Below are 21072 nucleotides of genomic sequence, written 5' to 3' on the forward strand. Positions count from 1 at the left end.
GGTACCCGGGCCGGCGGAAAACCCGGCCGCGGATCCGGAAGACTGACCGCATGGACCGCATGGACCGCATGGACCGCGACGAGCCCGTGTCGCCCGCCTGGGAGCTGCTGCTCCCGGCGGCCTCCGCGCCGGCCCGCACCCGTGGCCGTTCCCTCCAGGCGGCGCTGCGCGAGGCGGTCCGCTCGGGCCGGCTCGCGCCGGGCACGCGGCTGCCGTCGAGCCGGGATCTCGCGGCGGACCTGGGGGTGTCGCGCGGGCTCGTCACGGAGGCGTACGAGCAGCTGACGGCCGAGGGTTATCTGCGCAGCGGCCGGGGCGCCGGGACATGGGTGGGCTCGGCCGTACGGGCGTCCCGGGCACGGGCGCACGACCTCGCTCCCCGCCCCCGCGGCGCCCGGGCGGACTTCGTGCCCGGGACGCCGGACCTGTCGCTGTTCCCGCGCTCGGCGTGGGCCGCCGCGCAGCGCGGTGTGCTGGCGGAACTGCCGCACCAGGAGCTGGGGTACCCCGATCCGCGCGGGCTGCCCCGGCTGCGTACCGCGCTGGCCGGACTGCTCGCCCGCCGGCGGGGTGTGGTGGCCGACCCGGAGCGGATCGTGGTGGTCTCGGGGGTGACCCAGGCGGTGACGCTGCTGGGTTTCGCGCTGCACGCGCGCGGGGTGCGCTCGGTGGGTGTGGAGGACCCGGGCAGCCCCCAGCACGACGCGCTGTACGCCTCGGCCGGGGTCACCGCCGTGCCGCTGCCCGTCGACGGCGGGGGAATCGCCCTGGAGCCGCTGCGGGCGTCGGGCGTACGGGCCGTGGTGACAACGCCGGCCCACCAGTTCCCCACCGGCATCGCCTACTCGGCCCGCCGTCGCGCCGAACTGCTGGACTGGGCGCGGTGCGTGGACGGCATCGTCGTGGAGGACGACTACGACGGCGACTTCCGTTACGACCGCGCTCCCGTCGGCGCCCTCCAGGGCCTCGACCCGGACCACGTCGCCTACACGGGCTCGGTCAGCAAGTCCCTGGCGCCGGGACTGCGGCTGGGCTGGCTGCTGGTGCCGGAGTCCTGGGCGGAGGAGATCGTCGAACGCAAGCGCACCATGGACCTCGGCCACCCGACCCTGGACCAGGCGCTCTTCGCCCGGTTCCTGGAACGCGGCGACTACGACCGCCAGTTGCGCCGCTGCCAGCGCGCCTACCGCGAGCGCCGTGACGCCCTGACGGCCGCCCTGGGGGAGCACTTCCCCGGCTCCCGGGTCTCGGGCATCGCCGCGGGCCTGCACGCGATCGCCACCCTGCCGGAGCGCTACGGCCCCGAGGACCGTTTCCTCACCCGCGTGACAGCGGCCGGAGTGGCCGTACACCCCCTGTCGGCCTACGCGCACCCGAGTCCGGCGCGGGAGGAGCCCGACGGACCGAAGCAGGTGCGGCTCGTGCTGGGCTACGCACACGTCCCTCCGGCCCGGATCCACGAGGGCGTACGCCTGATGGCGGACGCGGCCACGAGGTGATCCACCGGCGCGGCTCACGGGCTCCCGCCGGTTCCCCTCCCCCCGGGGTCAGTTGTTCACTTGGGGTTCGTGTGTGCGCCGCGGCGTGCCAGTAGGTGTGGCTGTGCACACTGGCCGGATCCCGTCCCTGGAGGCGCATCCATGTCACACCGTCCGTTCCCCGCGCGCCGCAGCGTCCTGCGGGGCTCCCTCGCCGCATCGGCGGCCCTCACCCTGCCCACCGCCCTCGGCGCGGCACCCGCCTTCGCACGGTCGGGGCGCCCCGCAGCGGGGTGGGGTGTGCAGGCGGGAGACGTGACCCGCGACTCCGGGCTGGTGTGGGTGCGGTCCGACCGGCCCGCCCGGATGATCGTGGAGACGTCGGCGACCGAGTCGTTCCGCAACCCGCGCAGATGGCACGGCCCGCTGCTGGGCCCGGGCACCGACTTCACCGGCACGACCCGGCTGCACGGTCTGCCGTCCGGCGAGCAGATCCACTACCGGGTGCTGCTCGCCGACCCGGACGACCCGCGCCGCACCGGCGAACCGGTCAACGGCACCTTCCGCACGGCGTCCGGCAAGCGCCGCGACGGCGTACGGTTCGTCTGGTCGGGCGACCTGGCCGGCCAGGGCTGGGGCATCAACCCGGAACTCGGCGGCTACCGGATCTACGACGCGATGGCCGCCCTCGACCCGGACTTCTTCCTCTGCAGCGGTGACAACATCTACGCCGACGGCCCCCTCACCGAGACCGTGGCCCTGCCCGGCGGGCGCACCTGGCGGAACATCACCACCGAGGAGAAGGCGAAGGTCGCCGAGACCCTGACGGAGTTCCGCGGCAACTTCCGGTACAACCTGCTGGACGAGAACCTGCGGGCCTTCAACGCCCGGGTCCCGTCCATCATCCAGTGGGACGACCACGAGGTCACCAACAACTGGTACCCGGGCGAGATCCTCGGTGACACCCGGTACACCGAGAAGAACGTCGACGTGCTCGCCGCCCGCGCCCGCCGCGCCTTCTCGGAGTACTTCCCGATCTCCACGCTGCGCCGCCCCGACGGCCGTGTCTACCGGGTCCAGCACCACGGCCCGCTGCTGGACGTCTTCGTCCTGGACATGCGCACCTACCGCAACGCCAACTCGCCGGGCGACCAGCCCGCCGACCCTCAGGGCATCCTCGGCCGCGAGCAACTGGAGTGGCTCAAGCGCGAGCTGTCCCGCTCCCGCGCGGTGTGGAAGGTCATCGCCTCCGACATGCCGATCGGCCTGGTCGTCCCGGACAGCGGCGACGGCAAGCCCAACATCGAGGCGGTCGCCCAGGGCGACCCCGGCGCCCCGCTGGGCCGTGAGCTCCAGATCGCCGAGCTGCTGCGTTTCGTGAAGCACCGCCGGATCACCGGAACGGTGTGGCTCACGGCCGACGTCCACTACACCTCGGCACAGCACTACCAGCCGTCGCGGGCCGCGTTCACCGACTTCGAGCCGTTCTGGGAGTTCGTGTCGGGCCCGCTCAACGCCGGTGCGTTTCCGGCGAACACGCTCGACGGCACCTTCGGTCCCGACCGGGTGTTCCTCAAGGCGCCGACGACCGCCAACGTCTCCCCCGCCGACGGCTACCAGTTCTTCGGCGAGGTCGACATCGACGGCGGCAGCGGCGAGCTGACGGTCCGTCTGCGCGAGCAGGACGGCACCGTGCTGTTCACGAAGACGCTCCAGCCGGGATTGGTCGGCCAGTAGTCCGGAGCGCAACGTTTGAAGCGTCGATAAAGGGGGCACACTGCCCCCTTTACCCGCCGGTCACAAAGCGTTCGCGATCACGCAACACCATTCCGTCACAGTGGGTGCATGACACGAAAAGTGACTGAAGTGACCGACCTGAAGAACGACTGCCGCTCCGCCACCTCCTGGCAGCGGGTCACGACGGCCTTCCACACCTGGCGAACACGACGCCACGAACACGCGCCGCCGTCGGGCGATACCGGGTCCTCGGTACCGGAGCCGGTGCCGGGGGCGAACACGCACGGGACGAGCACGCTGTGGCGGATGCGGACGACGGTGAAGGACGAACCGGGATCACTCGCGACCCTGTGCACGGCCCTCGCCGGGCAGCGGGTCGACATCCTCAGCCTCCAGACGCATCCGCTGGCCGAAGGCACGGTGGACGAGTTCCTGCTGCGCGCCCCGGGCGAACTGCCGGCCTCCGGGATCGCCGCGGCGGTCCGGACGGCCGGCGGCGCCGACACCTGGATCGAGCGGGCCGACGCCCACGACCTGGTGGACGCGCCGACCCGGATCCTCGGACTCGCCGCCCGGACCGCCCTGGACGCCGCGGAACTGCCCCTTGCGCTGCGCCAGTTGCTGGGCCGGTGCACGATCCGTTCCCAGCCCGCACCGGCCGGCGGCGGGCGGGCGTCCGACGGCGTCCCGGTGGAGGGAGCCCTCGACGACACGGTGATGCGCCTGCGCGCCCCGGAGGGCGGCGTGATCACGGTGGAGCGGCCCTATCTGCCCTTCACACCGACCGAGTTCGCGCGGGCGAGGGCCCTGGTCGAACTGGACGCCCGGCTCGGGCCGCGCGTCCCGCACGGCCGGGACGTGCTCACGCTGGCCGAGGGCAGCGACATCACCGTACGCCGCGCCGACACGCGTGATCTGGAGGCGGCCAGGGCGATGCACGAGCGGTGCTCGGACCGCACGCTCCGGCTGCGCTACCACGGGCCGGTCGGTGACGCCGACCGCTATCTCAACCACCTGCTCAGTCCACGCTTCGGCCGGACCCTCGCCGTGCAGACGGCCTCCGGGCGGCTCGTCGGGCTCGGGCATCTGCTGTGGGACGGGGACGAGACGGAGGTCGCGGTGATCGTCGAGGACGCGTGGCAGCGGCGCGGTGTCGGCGGGGAGTTGCTGGGGCGGCTCGTCGCGATGGCCGCGGAAGGCGGTTGCAGGAGTGTGTATGCCGTGACGCAGGCGTCCAACACGGGGATGGTTGCGGCGATGCGGGGGCTGGGCCTCCCCCTCGACTATCAGGTCGAGGAGGGGACCCTGGTCATCACCGCGCGGCTGGGTGAGCCGGTTGCGTCCGGCGCGGGTGAGTCGGGGAGTGCCTCAGCGCCGTAGGAGGGGCTGTGTGTCGGCGGGTGCGGGTTCGTCGTGGCTTGTCGCGCCCACGCGGCGGAGCCGCATATCAATACAGCCCCGCGCCCCTATGGGGACGCTTCAGCGCCTGGTCGAGATCCGACCAGAGGTCGTCCACGTCCTCCAAGCCCACCGACATGCGCAGCAGGCGGTCGCTCACCCCGGCCCCCCTGCGGTCGCCCGCGTCCACGATGCGGTGGCTGATGGAGGCCGGGTGCTGGATGAGGGTGTCCACGCTGCCGAGGCTCACCGCCGGGGTGATGAGGCGGACACCGGCGATGACCTCGTGGGGGTCGCCGTGTATCTCGAAGGAGACCATCGCGCCGCCGATGCGCGGGTAGTGCACGCGGGCTACGCGCGGGTCGGCGGCGAGGCGGTGGGCGAGTTCGGCGGCGTTGGCGGAGGCGGCCCGTACCCGGACGGGGAGGGTGGACAGGCCGCGCAGGAGCAGATAGCCGGCCAGGGGGTGCAGGACGCCGCCCGTGGCGAAGCGGACCTGCCGCAGCCGGCCCGCGAACTCCTCGTCGCAGGCGACCACGCCCGCCAGGACGTCCCCGTGGCCGCCGAGGTACTTGGTGGCGCTGTGCAGCACCAGCCGTGCGCCCTGTTCGGCAGGGCGCTGGAGCACCGGCGTGGCGAAGGTGTTGTCCACGAGCAGCGGCACCGAGCCGCAGGCGTGTGCGACGGCCCGGAGGTCGACCTCGGCGAGGGTGGGGTTGGCCGGGGACTCCACGATGACCAGCCCGGTGTCCGGACGCAGTGCCCCGGCGATTCCGGCCGCGTCGGTCCAGGTCACCTCCGAGCCCAGCAGCCCGGCGGTCAGCAGATGGTCGCTGCACCCGTAGAGAGGGCGTACGGCCACCACGTGCCGCAGCCCCATGGAGGCGCGCACGAGCAGGACGGCGCTCAGGGCGGCCATGCCGCTGGCGAACGCGACCGCCGCCTCGGTGCCCTCCAGGCGGGCCAGCGCGGTCTCGAAGCGGGCGACGGTCGGGTTGCCCAGCCGCCCGTAGACGGGCGGGCCGTCCGGGTCCGCGCCGGTGGCCGCGAACGCGTCGATCCGGGCCGCCTCGCCCCGGCTGTCGTACGACGGGTAGGTGGTGGACAGGTCGATCGGCGGGGCGTGCAGACCCTGCCGGGCGAGGTCGTCCCGCCCGGCGTGGACGGCCTCGGTGGCGAGTGCTCTCGGTGCGGTGCGTACGTCGTCGTGGGCGCCCATGCTCGCTGTGTCCATGACGGAAGGGTGAACAGCGACCGGGCTCATGGGCGGGAACCCCGTGTTATGTTCGGCCGATGGCGGAATCGGTCGTACTGGACCCGGTGGATCTCCACCTGCTGCGGCTGTTGCAGAACGACGCCCGGGCGACGTACCGGGATCTCGCAGCGCAGGTCGGGGTGGCGCCGTCGACCTGTCTGGACCGGGTGACCCGGCTGCGCCGCTCGGGCGTCATCCTCGGGCACCGGCTGGAGCTGGACCCGGCGAAGCTGGGGCGGGGCCTGGAGGCGCTGCTGTCGGTGCAGGTCAGGCCGCACCGGCGGGAGCTGGTGGGGCCGTTCGTGGAGCGGATCCGCGCCCTGCCGGAGTCGCGGACGGTCTTCCACCTGACCGGACCGGACGACTACCTCGTCCATGTCGCGGTCGCCGACATGACCGACCTCCAGCGGCTCGTGCTGGACGAGTTCACCTCGCGGCGGGAGGTGGCGCGGGTGGAGACCCGGCTGATCTTCCAGCAGTGGGAGTGCGGGCCGCTGCTGCCGCCTTCGCCCTCGGCTCAATCCGGATGACGTGCGCTGCCGCGCGTACGAGGATGGGCGGCATGTCTGAGATCAAGAGCCCGCTGCCCCGTGAGGTCGCCGACGCCTATGTCGACGAGCTCGTCGCCCTCGATCCGATCACCGGCACGTTCCTCGGCGTCAAGGAGAGTTCGAGCAGGCTGCCCGACACCTCGCCGGCGGGTCAGGAGGCGCTCGCGGAGCTGGCGCGCCGGACGCTGGCCCGGCTGGACGAGGCGGAGCGGCTGCCCGGCGCGGACAGTGACATCGAGCGCCGCTGCGGGCGGCTGCTGCGTGAGCGGCTCAACGCCGAACTCGGCGTGCACGAGGCCGAGGAGGGTCTGCGGTCCGTCAGCAACCTGAGCTCCATCGCCCATGCGGTGCGGCAGGTGTTCACCGTGACGCCGGCGCAGTCGGAGGAGGACTGGGCGGCGATCGCCGAGCGGCTGCGGGCGGTCCCGGCCGCGCTGGAGGGGTACCGGGAGTCCCTGGCGCTCGGCCTGGAGCGGAAGCTGTACGGCGGGCCGCGTGCCACGGCCACGTTCGTGCAGCAGCTCGGCGAGTGGGCGGACGCCGACGGCGAGGGCCGCGGCTGGTTCGAGACGTACGCGGCCGCCGGCCCCGAGGCGCTGCGGTCCGAGCTGGACACGGCGGCCCGCTCGGCCACCGAGGCGGTCGTGCGGCTGCGCGACTGGATGCGGGACGTGTACGCACCGGCGGTCGAGGGCGCGCCGGACGTGGTGGGCCGGGAGCGGTACGCGCGCTGGGTGCGCTACTACAACGGCACGGACCTCGACCTGGACGAGGCGTACGCGTACGGCTGGTCCGAGTACCACCGCCTCCTCGGCGAGATGAAGGCGGAGGCCGAGAAGATCCTGCCGGGTGCCGCCACGCCGTGGGTGGCGCTGGCGCACCTGGACGAGCACGGCACGCACATCGAGGGCGTCGACGAGGTCCGCGACTGGCTGCAGTCCCTGATGGACGAGGCGATCGACGCGCTCGACGGCACCCACTTCGACCTGGCCGAGCGGGTGCGCCGGGTGGAGTCGCGCATCGCTCCTCCGGGCAGTGCCGCGGCCCCCTACTACACGCCGCCGTCGGACGACTTCACGCGCCCGGGCTGCACCTGGCTGCCGACCATGGGCGAGACGCGCTTCCCCGTCTACGACCTGGTCTCGACCTGGTACCACGAGGGTGTGCCCGGTCACCACCTCCAGCTGGCCCAGTGGAAGCACGTGGCGCAGAACCTCTCCCGCTACCAGGCGAGTGTCGGCATGGTGAGCGCCAACGCCGAGGGCTGGGCGCTGTACGCCGAGCGGCTGATGGACGAGCTGGGCTTCCTGACGGACCCGGAGCGCCGGCTCGGTTACCTGGACGCGCAGATGATGCGTGCCGTGCGCGTCATCATCGACATCGGCATGCACCTGGAGCTGACGATCCCGGACGACTCGCCCTTCCACCCGGGCGAGCTCTGGACGCCCGGGCTGGCGCAGGAGTTCTTCGGCTCGCACAGCAGCCGGCCCGCGGACTTCGTGGAGAGCGAGCTGACCCGCTACCTCTCCATGCCGGGCCAGGCCATCGGCTACAAGCTCGGCGAGCGGGCCTGGCTCCTGGGCCGCGAGAAGGCCCGCGCCCGGCGCGGTGACGCCTTCGACCCGAAGGCCTGGCACATGGCGGCCCTCTCACAGGGTTCGCTGGGCCTGGACGACCTGGTCGACGAACTGTCCCGGCTCTAGGGGAAGTCAGTCTCCAGGGGCAGTCAGCGGCGGAAGCCGCCCTCGGAGTCGATGACCTGCCCGGTGACCCACTCCGCCTCGTCCGTGGCGAGCCATGCGATGAGGCGGGCCGGGTCGTCGGGCATGCCCCACCGCCCGGCGGGGAAGCGCTCCGCGACGGCCTCGTAGTCCTCGCCGGTCATGTAGTCCGTGTCGACCGGTCCCGGGTTGACGGTGTTCACGGTGACGGCGTGGTCGGCGAGGGCGGTCGCCAGGGAGCGGGTGACGGAAGCGAGGGCGCCCTTCTGGAGGGCGTAGGCGAGCTCCCAGGGCATGCCGCCCGCGATGTCCTGGCCGGAGGTCATCATCATCACGCGTCCGCCCGGGCTGCGCGGCGGCAGTGCGGACCGCAACCGCGCATAGGCCTGGATCAGCAGGATCACGGAGCGGGTGTCGACCGCCCAGTGCCGGTCGAGCATCGCCGTGTCGATCTCGTCCAGGGAGCCGTCGAACCCGCTCTGCGCGTGATTGGCGACGAGGATGTCGAGCCGCCCGCCGAGCGCTTCGGCGGCCCTGCCGACGAGTTCGCCGGGCACGGACGGATCACCCAGGTCACCGGGGCCGTCGACGACCCGGGCCCCCGGATCCCCGAGCGCCTCGCGCACGGACGCGACGACGTCCTCGGGACGGTCCGCGCCCCAGGGCTTGTCGGCGTCGTGCGGCACATGGTGATGCAGATAGACACTGGCTCCGTAGGCGGCAAGCCGCCGGGCCACGGCATGCCCGATCCCCCCACGCCGACTGGCCCCGGTCACCAGGGCAGTACGCCCCCGCAAGGGCAGGGGATCACGGCGCAGTTCTTCGGGACCGGGCTGAGGAAGTAGAGGCATACGATCATCGTGGCCGGGCCCAATGACTGATGCACGCGAATATCGCCCCTCCAGGGGCGCGGGGCTGTGCCGATGTGCGGCTCCGCCGCGTGGGCGCGACCAGCCACAATCAACCCGCACACGCCGAACAGCCAACACCCCCACGGTCACCTAGGCGCAAGCAACCGCAACTGAACCAAGCCCAGCCATGTTTCAGGCCCTGGCTCCACCCGAGCCGCCCGAACCGCGTAGCGCCCCGGCTCCAGACCCACCCGAACCCGCTCACTCCCCGAAGCCCCAGGCCACGCCGCGTCAAACAGCAGCACAGCGCCTGGCACCTCCCAGACAACCTCCGGCTCCCACTCCGCCGCATCGACAGCCACCGGCACACTCGCCAGCAACTCGTCCTCGGAATTCCCCGCGCACCACCGGACGAACATCCCCTGGTCGGGCAGATACGCGGTCGAGGCAGGCTCGTCACCCAGCACCAGCGCCGTGCAGTCGCCGACCGGCAGGAGCCCGACGTGCCCGTCCACCTCACAGGCCCGGTCGTAGTCCGACGCCGTCTCCTCGCCGTCGGCACCCGCCCAGAACGGCAGAACCGTCTCCGGCACCGCTATCAGCGGCCCGCCGCCCGATTCCACCCACTCCACGACGCCCGGCTCCGCGTATCGCACCATGGCGCAAGAACCTACAGGGTCAACTTCCCCAAAAGTCCGGGGGGTCAGCAGGCTGATCTCAGCCCACACCGCGCTGCCGCAGCACCGACCCGGACCTGCCCTTGACGACCTCGAGTTGCGCGTGGATCCGCCGCCGCAGGTCGGGCACGTGGCTGACGATGCCGACGCTGCGGTCACGTTCGCGCAGGGAGTCGAGGACGTCGAGGACCTCGTCGAGGGTCTGGTCGTCGAGACTGCCGAAGCCCTCGTCGATGAAGAGGGTGTCCAGCCGCACCCCGCCCGCCTCGTCCGTGACGACGTCCGCGAGGCCGAGGGCGAGGGCGAGCGAGGCGAAGAAGGTCTCGCCGCCCGACAGCGTCGCCGTGTCCCGTTCGCGGCCGGTCCAGGCGTCGACGACATGCAGTCCGAGTCCGCTGCGGCCGCGTCCGGTGCGGTCGTCGGAGTGGACCAGGGTGTAGCGGCCGGACGACATGCGCCGCAGCCGTACGGTCGCGGCGGCGGCGACCTGTTCCAGGCGGGCCGCCAGCACGTACGACTCCAGGCGCATTCTGCGTTCGTTGTCGGCCGAGGTACCGGCGGTGAGGCCGGCCATGCGGGCGACCCGGTCGTACTCCTCGCGCAGCGGCGCCAACCGGCGCACGGAGGCGGTCGCCCGGGCGGAGAGCCGGTCGAGTTCGGCGCAGCGCCGGGCTGCGGCGTCGTGCGCGGAGGCGGCCTCGCGCAGCCGGCGGGCCGCGGTGTCGGCGGCGAGCCGCGCCGACGCGAGGTCGGCGGGCTGCTGCCGGGCGGCGGCCGTGGTGTCGGCCTCGGCGAGGACGGCCCGTACGGCGGCTTCCTCGTTCTGCCAGGCGTCCAGGCGGCGTTGCAGTTCGCGGTGGGCGGAGGCGTCGAGGAGGGCGGCGGCCGCGTCCCGCGGGGTGTCGAAGCCGGCACGGAAGGCGGCGTCGGCGAGCCGGGCATCGGCGTCCTTGAGCCGCTGGGCGGTGTCCTCGGCGGCGCGGGCGGCGTCGGCGGCGTCCGTGAGCAGCGCGGTCCGGCGCTCCAGTTGCGCGGCCCGGGCGGCGACGCTGTCCAGGGCGCCCCGCGCCCGGTCCAGTTCCTCCTCCAGGGCGGCGCGTTCGCTCTCCAGTCGCTCCCGGTGTCCGACCCGGGCGGCGCTGCGCACGGCGGCTTCCTGCCGGGCGGCGACGCGCCGCTCGTGTTCGTGCCCGGCCTGCCGCAGCCGCTCCTGCGCGGCGTGCAGCTCGGCGGCGCCCCGGCGGGCCTGCGCGTACTGCTCCTCCAACGCCTCGGCCTCACGGGCGAGTTGCTCGGTGGGCGTGTCACCGGCCTCGGCGGTGGCGGCGGCCAAGGCCTCGCGTACGGCACCGAGGCGCCGCTCGTGCTCGGCGCGCTGCTCGTCGGCGCGGCGGTAGGCGGCGAGGGCCTGCTCCTCGGCCTCGCGGTCGACGTGCCCGGCGACCTTGCGGGCGGGGGCGGGGTGTTCGGTGGCGCCGCAGACGGCGCAGGGCTCGCCGTCGGTGAGGTGCGCGGCCAGTTCGGCGGCGATGCCGGTCAGGCGCTGTTCCTTGAGGTCGAGCCAGTGCTGCTGGGCGCGCAGCGCCTCCTCCTGCGCGGTGCGGACCTGCTCGACGGCCTGGTTCGTGTCCTCGGCGAGCTGGTCGCGCAACCGGGCTGCCTTCAGCCGCTGCCGCGCAGGTTCACGCCGTACGGCGAGCTGTTCGGCGCGGGAGGCGGCCTGCTGCGCGGAGTCGACACCGGCCTGGAGGGCGGTACGGGTCTCCTCCCAGCCGTCGAGCCAGGCGTCCGCTTCCTGAAGGACGTCGGCGTCGGCGCGCTCCTGGCGGTCCAGGCCTGCGCGCTCGTCGAGGAGTTCGGCCAGACGCCGTTCGGCGCGGCGGGCCGAGTCCAGTCCGCCCAGTTCCTCGGCGGCCCGGCGGGCGGCTGCCGCGAGTCCTGCCGCGCCGGCGTCGGCGAAGGTCTCGGGCAGCTGGGCACGCGCGCGTGCCTCGGCGGCGGCCGCCCGCCGGTGTTCGGCCTCGGCGGTCTCCCGCAGGTCCAGGGCGGGCGCGACCGCCTCGGCCTTGCGGGCCCGCTCCATGAGCGCCTGCGCTTCCCGGCAGGCGCCGGCTCCTTCCTCCAGGCGCGCCGCTCGCTCCCGCGCCTCGGTGAACCGCCTCTGGAGCCGGGCGAGTTCGCGTACCTCGTCGAGGGTGCGGCCGGCGGCGGCCTGCGCGGACTCGGCGGCGGCGAGCGTGCACTCGGCGACGGTGAGCTGTTCGCGGGCGGTGCTGCGGGCGACGGCGGCGGCGCCCAGCACGGCTTCGGCGAGTCCCGGTTCGCCGGGTGCCAGGTCCGGCAGGCGCATGGCGTCGCCCGCGGCCTGCTGCATGCGGTGGGCGTCGGCCAGCAGTGCGGCGTCCCCGTCACGGACCTGGGCCTCGGTGGCGCGGCGGCGCTCGGCCAGGCGCTTTTCGACGTCGGCGAAGCGGCGGGTGTCGAACAGGCGGCCCAGCAGCTTGCCGCGGGCCTCGGCGTCGGCGCGCAGGAACCGTGCGAAGTCGCCCTGCGGCAACAGCACGACCTGGCAGAACTGCTCCCGGCTCATGCCGAGCAGTTGGGTGATCTCCTCGCCGATCTCCTGGTGGGAGCGGCTGAGGTCCTTCCAGGTCCCGGCCGTGGCGTCGTACGCGCGGAGCCAGGTCTGGGCCTTGTCGAGGGTCGTGCCGGTGCCGCGCTTCTTGGGGCGTTCCCAGGGCGGCTGGCGGGTGATCTCCAGGCGGCGTCCGGCCACGGTGAGGTCGAGGGTGACCTCCGTGCGGGTCGCCGGTGCGGCGTGGTCGCTGCGCAGCGCCGTGCCCTGTGCCCCGCCTTGCCGGGCGCCGGGCACCGAGCCGTACAGGGCGTAGCACACGGCGTCGAGGACGGAGGTCTTGCCCGCGCCGGTGGGTCCGTGCAGCAGGAACAGCCCGGCCGCGGACAGCTCGTCGAAGTCGACGGTCTGGGTGCCTCCGAAGGGCCCGAAGGCGGTGACCGTCAGCCGGTGGAGCCTCACCGGGCGACCTCCCGTACGGTCTCGTCGGCGCGCACGGCGTCGAACGCGTCCCGCAGTACGTCCTGTTCGTGCGCGTCGGGTCCGGCGCCGCGTACGTGGGCGACGAAGTCCTCCGCGATCTGCTGGTCGCTGCGGCCGGCCAGGCGCCGGGCGTACGACACCTCGGGGTCGTCCTCGGTCCGGTCGGGGTCGAAGACGAGGCTGAGGGTGTGCGGGAACCGCTCGGTGAGCCGGGCCATGGGGTCGGCCGGGCGGACCGGGTCGGTGAGCGTCGCCTCGACCCAGGCCTCCTCGTGCCGTGCCAGCTCCGGGTCGGCGAGCAGGTCCTCCAGGGTGCCCCGGATCCGGGCCAGGGCGCGCGGCACCGGGCAGTCGAGGCGCTCGGCCTCGATCGAGCCGTCGGCGGCCAGGTCGACGAGCCACATGCTCTTGCGGTGAGCGGCCTCCGAGAAGGAGTAGGGCAGCGGGGAGCCGGAGTAGCGGACGCGGTCGGTGAGGGTCTGGCAGCCGTGCAGATGCCCGAGCGCCACGTAGTCGACGCCGTCGAAGACACCGACGGGCACCGCGGCCACGCCGCCGACGGTGATGTCCCGTTCGCTGTCGCTGGGTTCGCCGCCGGTCACGAAGGCGTGCGCGAGGACGACGGAACGCGTGCCGGGCGCTCGCGCGGCGAGGTCGGCGCGGACCCGGTCCATGGCGGCGGCGAGCACGGCCTCGTGCCCGGCCTTCTCCACGCCGAACTCGTCCTTCACCAGGGCCGGTTCGAGGTAGGGCAGGCCGTAGAAGGCGACGTCCCCGTGGGCGTCGGCCAGCACCACGGGGGTACCGGCCGCCGACGGCTCGGTCCGCAGGTGGATGCCGGCCCGCCCGATGAGGCCCGCGCCGACGCCCAGCCGGCGGGCCGAGTCGTGGTTCCCGGAGATCATCACCGTCGGCACGCCGAGGTCCGCGAGGCGGTGCAGGGCGTCGTCGAACAGCTCGACCGCGGCGAGCGGCGGCACGGCCCGGTCGTAGACGTCCCCCGACACCACCACCGCGTCCACGGCCCGCTCCCGCACGGCCGTGACGAGGTGGCCGATGAACTCGGCCTGGGCGGCGAGCATGTTCACCCGGTGGAACGACCGGCCGAGGTGCCAGTCGGACGTGTGCAGCAGTCTCACGACGCCGCTCCGACCTGCATGACTCCCCCTGCTACCGCTTCACGACCCGCACGAGCCGGCCCGGCTCTCTGTCAGCAGCCACCACGCTAACCCGTGCGGGCCCCTGGTCCCTCACGAACCTCGGGATGGACCACTGATCGGGCATCGAATCAGGGGAAATGTCCGCACGAATGCCGTGGAAGAGGTCACTCCGGCGCGATGCCGTACTCCCGCGTCCACCGGTCCAGGTACAGCGCGGTCTCCAGGCGGTTGCGGTGCAGCTGGGCGTGGTAGTGGCCCTGCGGGAGGTCGAGCATGCGGGTGAGCGCGCCCGCGTCGACGATGTGTCCGGCTCCGCGGGGGCCGTCATCGGCTGCCTGCCACCTTCGAGATCGATGATCGCCAGTCGGCGGTGTCCGAGGACCGCGTGCGAACCGGCGTGGATTCCGGCGGCGTCGGGGCCTCGGCAGGCCATGGTCCGCACCATGGGTTCGACGCCGTCCACCTCCTGGGTGAGGTCATGGCCGACGTCGGCCCAGCCTGCGATTCCGCACATGAGAAAGCTCCAACCGGATTCGGATGAGGGTTGCGGACTGCCGGGGAAAACGGCGTGCGGTATGCGCTCCGACTAGGAGTGAAACCTGCTGTTCGGGTTCGATTAACCGCGACTTCAAAACGCTGCCGGATTCACCTCGGCGCTCGTCGAGACTAGGCCGGAAAATCAACTCGGGCAACGTACTGAGTAGTAGGCGCTTTACGTCACAACCGAGGTCGTCGATTTTCGGTCGCATATGGCTGGTTGAGCCACCCAAGGGCGGTTGCACCGCCCACCTTTAGTGCTATACGTTCGCTGCGGGTCGGGCTCCTCGGTCCCGCCTACAAGCCCTGAGCTGTGGCTTCCCGACCCCTCGCAAGGCTGCCCGTGGAGACCGACGCCATGGGCGCGATAAGCGATTAATGAGCGAGGTTCGTGTGATCCTGCACACCGACAAACGCCAGGCATTACTTCGTGAGGCACAGGCCGAGATACGGGAGAATCAGGGCCGCATCCCGGCCGGTGACTTCTACGCCAGAAAGCTCTCCGCGGCCTGGCGACGCGCGCGCGGAACAAGGGCATACGGCCCCGGTGAGGACCAGGACGATATCGGGGAGTTCTCCCTGGAGCGTTTCCGGGACCTGCCCGTGACGCCGCGAGAGTCGCTCAAGGCGCAGCCCCTGCGCTATGCGGCCGTGACACCCACCGAGGCCTCGGAGTACTACGAGACCACCGGCACGACGGGACAGCCCACGCCCACCCCGCGCCTGGCCGAGGACACCATCTGGAACACCGTCTCGGTCGCCGAGGCATGGCGTCCGTTGCTCGGAGCCGACGAACGCGTGGTGATCCTCCTGCCGTCCGACGTCGTTCCGGTGGCGGATCTGGTCTCCGGCGTCTGCGAGTACCTGGACCTCGCACACATCCGGGCCTACCCGTTCGCCACCGGCATCACCGGCTGGGACCGGCTGGAGGCGATGTGGCGGACCTTCCGCCCCACGACCGTCTTCGTCGCCCCCGGCGTGGCCCTGCAGTTCACCCGGCTGCTGGCGCAGCGCGGGCAGCTGGACGAACTCAGCTCCTCGGTCGACCGGCTGGCCTGTTCCGGGGGCGGCTACACCTACACTGCTGCTGCCGGCCCGGGCCCTTCAGCAGCCCGAGTGGGCCTCGCTCGACGAACTCAAGGACGTCCTGCTCTCCCTGGAGGCGAGGCCTCCCCTGGTGGACGCCACTGCCTGCACCGACCTCACCGCCGAACTCGGGCGGGCCGCCCGGGGTGAGGTCTTCGTGCTCCAGGCCGGGGAGTGCGCCGAGGGGTTCACCGACGCCAACCCCGAGACCGTCCTCGCCAAGGCCGACCAACTGCGCCGGCTGGCGGACGAGTTCACGGGCGCCTGCGGTCTTCTCACTGTCCGGATGGGGCGGATCGCCGGGCAGTACGCCAAACCGCGCTCGAACCCGACCGAGACCCTCTCCGACGGCACGGGGCTGCCCGTCTACCGCGGGGACGCGGTCAACGCCCCCGAGCCCACCCCGGCGGCCCGCGCCGCGCTGCCGTCCCGGCTGCTGCTGGCGTACTGGAACGCCGGCAGGCGCTCCTCCTGGAGTACGAGCAGGCCCTGGTGTGCTCCGACGCGGGCGGGGGCCGTTACGGCTCCTCCGGCCACTTCCTGTGGATCGGCGACCGGACGCGCCAACCGGACCACCAGCACGTGCAGTTCGCGGCGTCGGTCAGCAACCCGGTCGGCGTCAAGATCGGCCCCAAGGCATCGCCCGAGGAGATCCGCACGTGCGGATGCTCGGTGACCCGCGCCGACCCGGCAGGCTGTCCCTGATCATGCGCATGGGCCGGGAGCAGATCGTCCCGCGGCTGTCCTCCGTGCTGAGGGCGCTCGGCGACGATGCCGCCGGTGTCGCCTGGTTCTGCGATCCGATGCACGGCAACACCCGGACCAACGGCGCCGGCCACAAGAGCCGTGCGGTCGACGACGTCATGACGGAGATCGAGGGCTTCGTGTCGGCCCTGCACGCCCACGGCCTGCGGCCGGCCGGTCTGATGCTGGAGACGGCCCATTGCCCCGTCACCGAGTGCGTCGACACGGCGGCGGAACTGGCCTCGCCCACGCCGCTGCCCCACTACGAGTCGGCCTGCGACCCGCGGCTGAGCCCGCGTCAGGCCCGCCAGGTGGTGGCCCGCACGGCGGCACTGCTGTGAGGCGCCGCGCAGGCCGTCCCGCCGCCCCCGCCCGCGCACCGCCGCGGCACCCGAGACCCCCGAGAGAAACCGCCAACCAGAACCGCAGAGAACCAGAGAAGAGGACACAGCACATGGAGTTCCGCCGGCTCGGCCAGAGCGGCCTCGTGATCAGCGAGATCGCCTACGGCAACTGGATCACCCACGGTGCCCAGATCGACGAGGAGGCGGCGCACGCCTGCGTGCGGGCCGCGCTCGACGCGGGCATCACCACGTTCGACACGGCCGACGTGTATTCCGAGACCCGCGCCGAGACCGTGCTCGGCAAGGCGCTCGCCGGTCAGCGGCGCGAGGGCCTGGTGCTCTCCACCAAAGTCTGCCACCCGGTGGGCCCCGGCCCCAACGACCGCGGCCTGTCCCGCAAGCACGTCATCGAGGGCTGCGAGGGGTCACTGCGCCGTCTCGGCACCGACTACGTCGACGTCTACTACGCGCACCGCTACGACCCGGCCGTTCCGCTGGAGGAGACCATGCTCGCCTTCGCGGACCTGGTCCGCTCGGGCAAGGTCCTCTACGTCGGGGTGAGCGAGTGGACCGCCGAGCAGATCAGCCGCGCGGCCGGCCTCGCCCGGGAGCTGCGCGTCCCGCTGGTCGCCAGCCAGCCGCAGTACTCGATGCTGTGGCGGGTCATCGAGTCGCAGGTCGTGCCCGCCTGCGAGCGGGAGGGCCTGGGGCAGGTCGTCTGGTCGCCCCTGGCCCAGGGCATCCTGAGCGGCAAGTACCGGCCGGGCACCGCGGCGCCCTCGGACTCCCGGGCGGGCACCGAGGCCGGCAAGGGCTTCGTCGACATGCTGGTCGGCCACTGGCTGAAGGACGAGGGAGCCCTGCGTGCCGTTCAGGAGCTGGGCCCGGTCGCCTCGGACCTCGGCCTGACGATGAGCCAGCTCGCGATCGCGTGGGTCCTGCAGAACCCGTCCGTCTCCGCGGCCATCATCGGCGCGAGCCGCCCCGAGCAGGTCAAGGAGAACGCCGAGGCCTCCGGCGTACGCCTGGAGCAGGCGGTACTGGACCGCATCGACGAGATCCTCTCGGCGTACGTCGTGCGCGACCCCGCGAGGACGGGCTGAACACGGCGCCGCAGGGGGCTCAAGAGCGAGGAGAGGAGCAGCACGGCTTGAACGACACGCATCGCCCAGGCGGAACAGGAGGCCCCGACGGCACGGACACCAGCGACGTGAGTGTCACGAACGAGCGGAACGCCGCACGGGCGTCCGGCGCGCCCGGGTCGGCCGGGCGGGCGGTGATCGTGACCGGCGGCAGCCGCGGGCTGGCGGGAGACGACGCTCCGGCTCGCCGCGCAGGGGTGCGACCTCGCCGTGTGCGGCCGTGACGCCGCCTCGCTGGAGGCGGTGGCCAAGGAGGTGCGTGCCCGGTACGGGCGCTCCCTCCACACCGCGCGGCTGGACGTGCTCGACGAGTCCGCCCTCGCGGCGTTCGTGCGGGACTCGGCGGCCCGGCTGGGCCGGTTGGACGGCCTGGTGACCGTCGCGGGCGGCGCGCGCGGCGCGGATCTGCGCGGCACGGAAGCGTCCGACTGGGACCTGACGTGCCGGCTCAACGTCACCCATCCGGCGATCGCGCTGCGCGAGGCCGCCGATCACCTGGCCGGGACAGGGGGCAGCGCCGTGCTGGTCTCCTCCGTCTCCGGCTGGAAGCCCGCACCGCCCGCGCAGTACGCGGCGGCCAAGGCCGCGCAGATCCACATCGCCTCGTCCCTGGCCCGCGAGCTGGGGCCACGAGGTGTCCGGGTCAACTGTGTGTCACCCGGTTCCATGCTGATCGAGGGCAAGGGCTGGGCGAGGCTCCGGGACGAGGACCCGCGGGCCTACCGCGAGTTCGAGATGGAGTTCCCCGGCGGCCGCCTGGTCGATCCGCGGGACGTCGCCGAGGTGATCGCCTTCCTGCTCTCGGACGGGGCGCGGGCCGTCAACGGCGCCAACATCCCGGTGGACGGCGGCCAGAACGCGCCCAGCGCATACGGATACTGAGCCGTACCGGACGCGGCACGGCTCCCCCGAGGACACCCGGGAGAGCCGTGCCGACGACGGTCCGGCTCGCTTGCCGACGACGGTCCTGCTCAGCCCTGCCCCGCGGGGTCGAGGCCCTCGTGCCCCACGTGGGAAACACCCCGCACGTTCAGCTCGTCCTGCACGTCGTCGAGCAGTTCGCGCAGCAACTCGGCGAGTGCCTCGCGCCGCTCCGGGCCGAGGCGTTCCAGCAGCTGCGCCTCACGGGCGAGCACCTTGTCGACCGTGCGCTCCACCAACGCGTGTCCCGCCGGGGTCAGTTCGACCAGCACGGCGCGGCTGCGGCCGGGGGCGGGGCGACGGGTCACCAGGTTGTCGCGCTCGGCGCGCGCGACCCGCTGGGAGATGGCGCCCGCGGTCACCAGGGAGTGCCCGGCCAGGTCCCGGGTGCTCAGGGTGTAAGGGGGCCCGCTGCGGCGCAGCACGCTGAGCAGGTCGAGCGTGGCCGGATCGACTCCCGCCTCAGCGAGGACCCGCCGCCGGTCGTCGCCGAAGTGCTTGGCGAGCTGCCAGATTCTCGTGACCACGCCGATGGAGCCGACCGGAGTCTGGGGCCGCTCGCGGCTCCAGGCAGCCGCGATGGCGTCCGCCGGGTCCTCCCCCGCGGGCCGGCGATCGCTGTCCTCTGATGCCGTCATGGGCTCACCCTCCACACTGACCTGCTACATTTAGACCTGAATTTAGCACTAAACGAGCGCGCTTCAGCGCACGTTCGAAACCGAGTGGTGAGATGCGCACAGAGACACGGAAAGCGAGTCCGACGGCAGGGGGCGAGGCCGGGACCGCCACCGCGACCGGCCCGCCCCGAGCCTCCCGGCGGGACTGGGCGGGACTCACCGTGGTCCTGCTCGCGATGTTCATGAGCCAGATCGACATGTTCATCGTGAACGTCGCGGCTCCGGGCATCCAGGCGGACCTGAACGCCGGGTTCGGCCAACTCCAGTTCGTGATCGACGGTTACGTGATCGCCTACGCAGCGGGCATGGTAACCGGCGGCCGGCTCGGCGACCGGATCGGCCGCAAGCGCACCTTCCAGTACGGCGTGGCCACCTTCACCCTGACGTCCCTGCTGTGCGCGCTCGCGCCCAGCCCGGCCACGCTGATCGCGGCCCGGGTGCTCCAGGGCCTGTCGGCCGCGGTGATGACTCCGCAGGTGCTCTCGCTCATCCGGGCCGTCTTCGTGGACGAGCGTGACCGCGCCCGGGCCGTCGGCGCCTACGGTGCCTCCATCGGCGCGGGTGTCATCGCCGGCCTCGTCGGCGGCGGTCTGCTGCTCGACCTCGACGTGGCCGGCCTGGGCTGGCGCATGATCTTCCTGATCAACGTGCCGATCGGCGCGGCGATCCTGTGCGCGGCCGTGCCCGCCGTCACCGAGAGCCGCAGCGCCGATCTGCCCCGGCTCGACATCACCGGCGCCGTCTTCACCGCCGTGCTGCTGCCCCTCGTGCTCATCCCGCTGATCCTCGGCGGTGAACACGGCTGGCCCTGGTGGACGTACGTCTGCTTCGCCCTCAGCGCGGTCGGCGCCGTGGCCTTCCTGCGGTGGGAGCGCCGGACGGAGTCCCGGGGCAACGACCCGCTGCTGCCGAGCCGGCTGCTGCGGGCCAGGGGTTTCCCGCTCAGCATGGGCACGGTACTGCTGTTCTTCTCCGGCAACGCCGGGCTGTTCCTGGTCCTCACCTACCACCTCCAGTCGGGCCTCAGGCTGACGCCGCTGGCCGCGAGCATGGTCTTCGTGCCGCTCGGCCTCGGCTTCATCGCCGCCTCCGCGGCCTGCCGCAGGCTCGCCGCCCGGTTCGGCATCGGGGTGTCGGTGGCGGGCGGCCTGGTCATGGCGGCCGGTCTCGCCGCCGTGCCCGCCGTCACCGGCCTGGACAGCACGAGCCAGGCGATCGGGCTCGCCGCGGTGATGGGGGTCTCCGGATTCGGGCAGGGCCTGGTCGTCGCACCGCTGGTGGACACCGTCCTCTCCCGGGTCCACCCGGACGACGCGGGCGCCGGGTCGGGTGTGCTGAACACCGTCACCCAGGCGGGCATGGCCTTCGGGGTAGCCGTCATCGGGGCCCTGTACCGCGGCTTCCTGGGGACCAATCCCCAGGCACCGGGTCCGGACACCGGCATGGCGGACTTCGCGGACGCCTTCGACCTCACCGCCTCCGTCCTCGCGGCACTCGCCGTCGGCACGGCTCTGCTCGCCGTCCGGCTGGGCCGCGTCCCCGCGAGCGCGGAAACGGCGGGCGCGGGCGTGGAAGCGGCGGGCGCGGGCGCCGAGAGCGGCCGAGGCCCCACAGGCGTGGGGAAGCCCGCAGACGTGGAGAAGCCCACCGGCGTAGAAGAACCCACCGGCGCAGAGGCTCCCGCAGTCACCGACACCGGCCGATAGCCACCGTCCGCGGGAGCCGGTCCGGCACG

Annotated in this window: 17 protein-coding genes and 2 pseudogenes; 12 read left to right on the top strand and 7 right to left on the bottom strand. The window is 72.9% G+C overall.

Features of this window, described 5'->3' with window-relative positions; genetic code table 11:
* The first annotated feature begins 68 nt into the window (after positions 1 to 68).
* From ABZ192_RS08765 to ABZ192_RS08775, 3 genes are all read left to right on the top strand, one after another.
* Positions 69 to 1499 carry a PLP-dependent aminotransferase family protein gene (locus ABZ192_RS08765; RefSeq protein ID WP_356923909.1) on the top strand — a complete coding sequence of 477 codons (1431 nt, stop codon included), beginning with the start codon at positions 69 to 71 and terminating at the stop codon, positions 1497 to 1499.
* A gap of 141 nt (positions 1500 to 1640) precedes the next feature.
* A complete protein-coding gene (locus ABZ192_RS08770) occupies positions 1641 to 3215 on the top strand; it encodes an alkaline phosphatase D family protein (RefSeq protein WP_356923807.1) in 1575 nt (524 codons plus the stop codon).
* Between the two features lie 108 nt (positions 3216 to 3323).
* Positions 3324 to 4595, top strand: coding sequence for a GNAT family N-acetyltransferase (locus ABZ192_RS08775; RefSeq protein WP_356923808.1), 1272 nt, complete (start codon positions 3324 to 3326; stop codon positions 4593 to 4595).
* Between the two features lie 67 nt (positions 4596 to 4662).
* On the opposite strand, the gene ABZ192_RS08780 is transcribed toward ABZ192_RS08775, so the two are convergent.
* Positions 4663 to 5847 carry a PLP-dependent transferase gene (locus tag ABZ192_RS08780; RefSeq protein ID WP_356923809.1) on the bottom strand — a complete coding sequence of 395 codons (1185 nt, stop codon included), beginning with the start codon at positions 5845 to 5847 and terminating at the stop codon, positions 4663 to 4665.
* Positions 5848 to 5906: 59 nt separating this feature from the next.
* Between ABZ192_RS08780 and ABZ192_RS08785 the strand changes: the two genes are divergently transcribed.
* Both ABZ192_RS08785 and ABZ192_RS08790 read left to right on the top strand, forming a co-directional pair.
* Complete coding sequence (locus ABZ192_RS08785; RefSeq protein WP_356923810.1) at positions 5907 to 6398, top strand: Lrp/AsnC family transcriptional regulator; 492 nt, start codon at positions 5907 to 5909, stop codon at positions 6396 to 6398.
* Between the two features lie 32 nt (positions 6399 to 6430).
* A complete protein-coding gene (locus tag ABZ192_RS08790) occupies positions 6431 to 8122 on the top strand; it encodes a DUF885 domain-containing protein (RefSeq protein WP_356923811.1) in 1692 nt (563 codons plus the stop codon).
* A gap of 23 nt (positions 8123 to 8145) precedes the next feature.
* Here the strand turns inward: ABZ192_RS08790 and ABZ192_RS08795 are convergent, their stop codons facing one another.
* From ABZ192_RS08795 to ABZ192_RS08815, 5 genes and pseudogenes are all read right to left on the bottom strand, one after another.
* Positions 8146 to 8991, bottom strand: coding sequence for an SDR family oxidoreductase (locus tag ABZ192_RS08795; protein WP_356923812.1), 846 nt, complete (start codon positions 8989 to 8991; stop codon positions 8146 to 8148).
* 146 nt (positions 8992 to 9137) lie between these two features.
* Entirely contained in the window at positions 9138 to 9650 is a 513-nt protein-coding gene (locus tag ABZ192_RS08800; RefSeq protein ID WP_356923813.1) for an immunity 21 family protein, read from the bottom strand.
* A gap of 58 nt (positions 9651 to 9708) precedes the next feature.
* Entirely contained in the window at positions 9709 to 12705 is a 2997-nt protein-coding gene (locus ABZ192_RS08805) for an SMC family ATPase (RefSeq protein WP_356923814.1), read from the bottom strand.
* Positions 12702 to 13865: an exonuclease SbcCD subunit D gene (locus ABZ192_RS08810; protein WP_356923815.1), complete on the bottom strand. Its 1164-nt coding sequence runs from the start codon at positions 13863 to 13865 to the stop codon at positions 12702 to 12704. The genes ABZ192_RS08805 and ABZ192_RS08810 overlap by 4 nt, the downstream gene beginning before the upstream one ends.
* 328 nt (positions 13866 to 14193) lie before the next feature.
* A pseudogene (locus tag ABZ192_RS08815) lies at positions 14194 to 14400 on the bottom strand (asparagine synthetase B); the annotation flags it as partial.
* 401 nt (positions 14401 to 14801) lie between these two features.
* On the opposite strand from ABZ192_RS08815, the gene ABZ192_RS08820 reads away from it, so the two are divergent.
* The 6 genes and pseudogenes from ABZ192_RS08820 to ABZ192_RS08845 all read left to right on the top strand — a co-directional run bounded on the left by ABZ192_RS08820 (position 14802) and on the right by ABZ192_RS08845 (position 18621).
* On the top strand, positions 14802 to 15659 hold the full coding sequence (locus ABZ192_RS08820; protein WP_356923816.1) for a hypothetical protein: 858 nt from the start codon (positions 14802 to 14804) through the stop codon (positions 15657 to 15659).
* Positions 15580 to 15906: pseudogene (locus ABZ192_RS08825) on the top strand (3-deoxy-7-phosphoheptulonate synthase); the annotation flags it as partial. The gene ABZ192_RS08820 and the pseudogene ABZ192_RS08825, both read left to right, overlap by 80 nt.
* 95 nt (positions 15907 to 16001) lie before the next feature.
* Positions 16002 to 16214: a 3-deoxy-7-phosphoheptulonate synthase gene (locus ABZ192_RS08830; protein ID WP_356923817.1), complete on the top strand. Its 213-nt coding sequence runs from the start codon at positions 16002 to 16004 to the stop codon at positions 16212 to 16214.
* Entirely contained in the window at positions 16175 to 16594 is a 420-nt protein-coding gene (locus ABZ192_RS08835; RefSeq protein ID WP_356923911.1) for a 3-deoxy-7-phosphoheptulonate synthase, read from the top strand. The genes ABZ192_RS08830 and ABZ192_RS08835 overlap by 40 nt, the downstream gene beginning before the upstream one ends.
* A 113-nt stretch (positions 16595 to 16707) precedes the next feature.
* Entirely contained in the window at positions 16708 to 17700 is a 993-nt protein-coding gene (locus ABZ192_RS08840) for an aldo/keto reductase family protein (RefSeq protein WP_356923818.1), read from the top strand.
* A 249-nt stretch (positions 17701 to 17949) separates the two neighbouring features.
* Positions 17950 to 18621 (top strand): SDR family oxidoreductase, encoded by a 672-nt coding sequence (locus tag ABZ192_RS08845; protein WP_356923819.1) that lies wholly within the window; start codon positions 17950 to 17952, stop codon positions 18619 to 18621.
* 89 nt (positions 18622 to 18710) lie between these two features.
* Here the strand turns inward: ABZ192_RS08845 and ABZ192_RS08850 are convergent, their stop codons facing one another.
* Positions 18711 to 19298: a MarR family winged helix-turn-helix transcriptional regulator gene (locus tag ABZ192_RS08850; RefSeq protein ID WP_356923820.1), complete on the bottom strand. Its 588-nt coding sequence runs from the start codon at positions 19296 to 19298 to the stop codon at positions 18711 to 18713.
* Positions 19299 to 19390: 92 nt separating this feature from the next.
* Between ABZ192_RS08850 and ABZ192_RS08855 the strand changes: the two genes are divergently transcribed.
* Entirely contained in the window at positions 19391 to 21043 is a 1653-nt protein-coding gene (locus ABZ192_RS08855) for an MFS transporter (protein WP_356923821.1), read from the top strand.
* The last annotated feature ends 29 nt before the right edge of the window (positions 21044 to 21072 follow it).

Source organism: Streptomyces sp. NPDC006235, from assembly GCF_040613735.1.
Classification (GTDB): Bacteria; Actinomycetota; Actinomycetes; order Streptomycetales; family Streptomycetaceae; genus Streptomyces.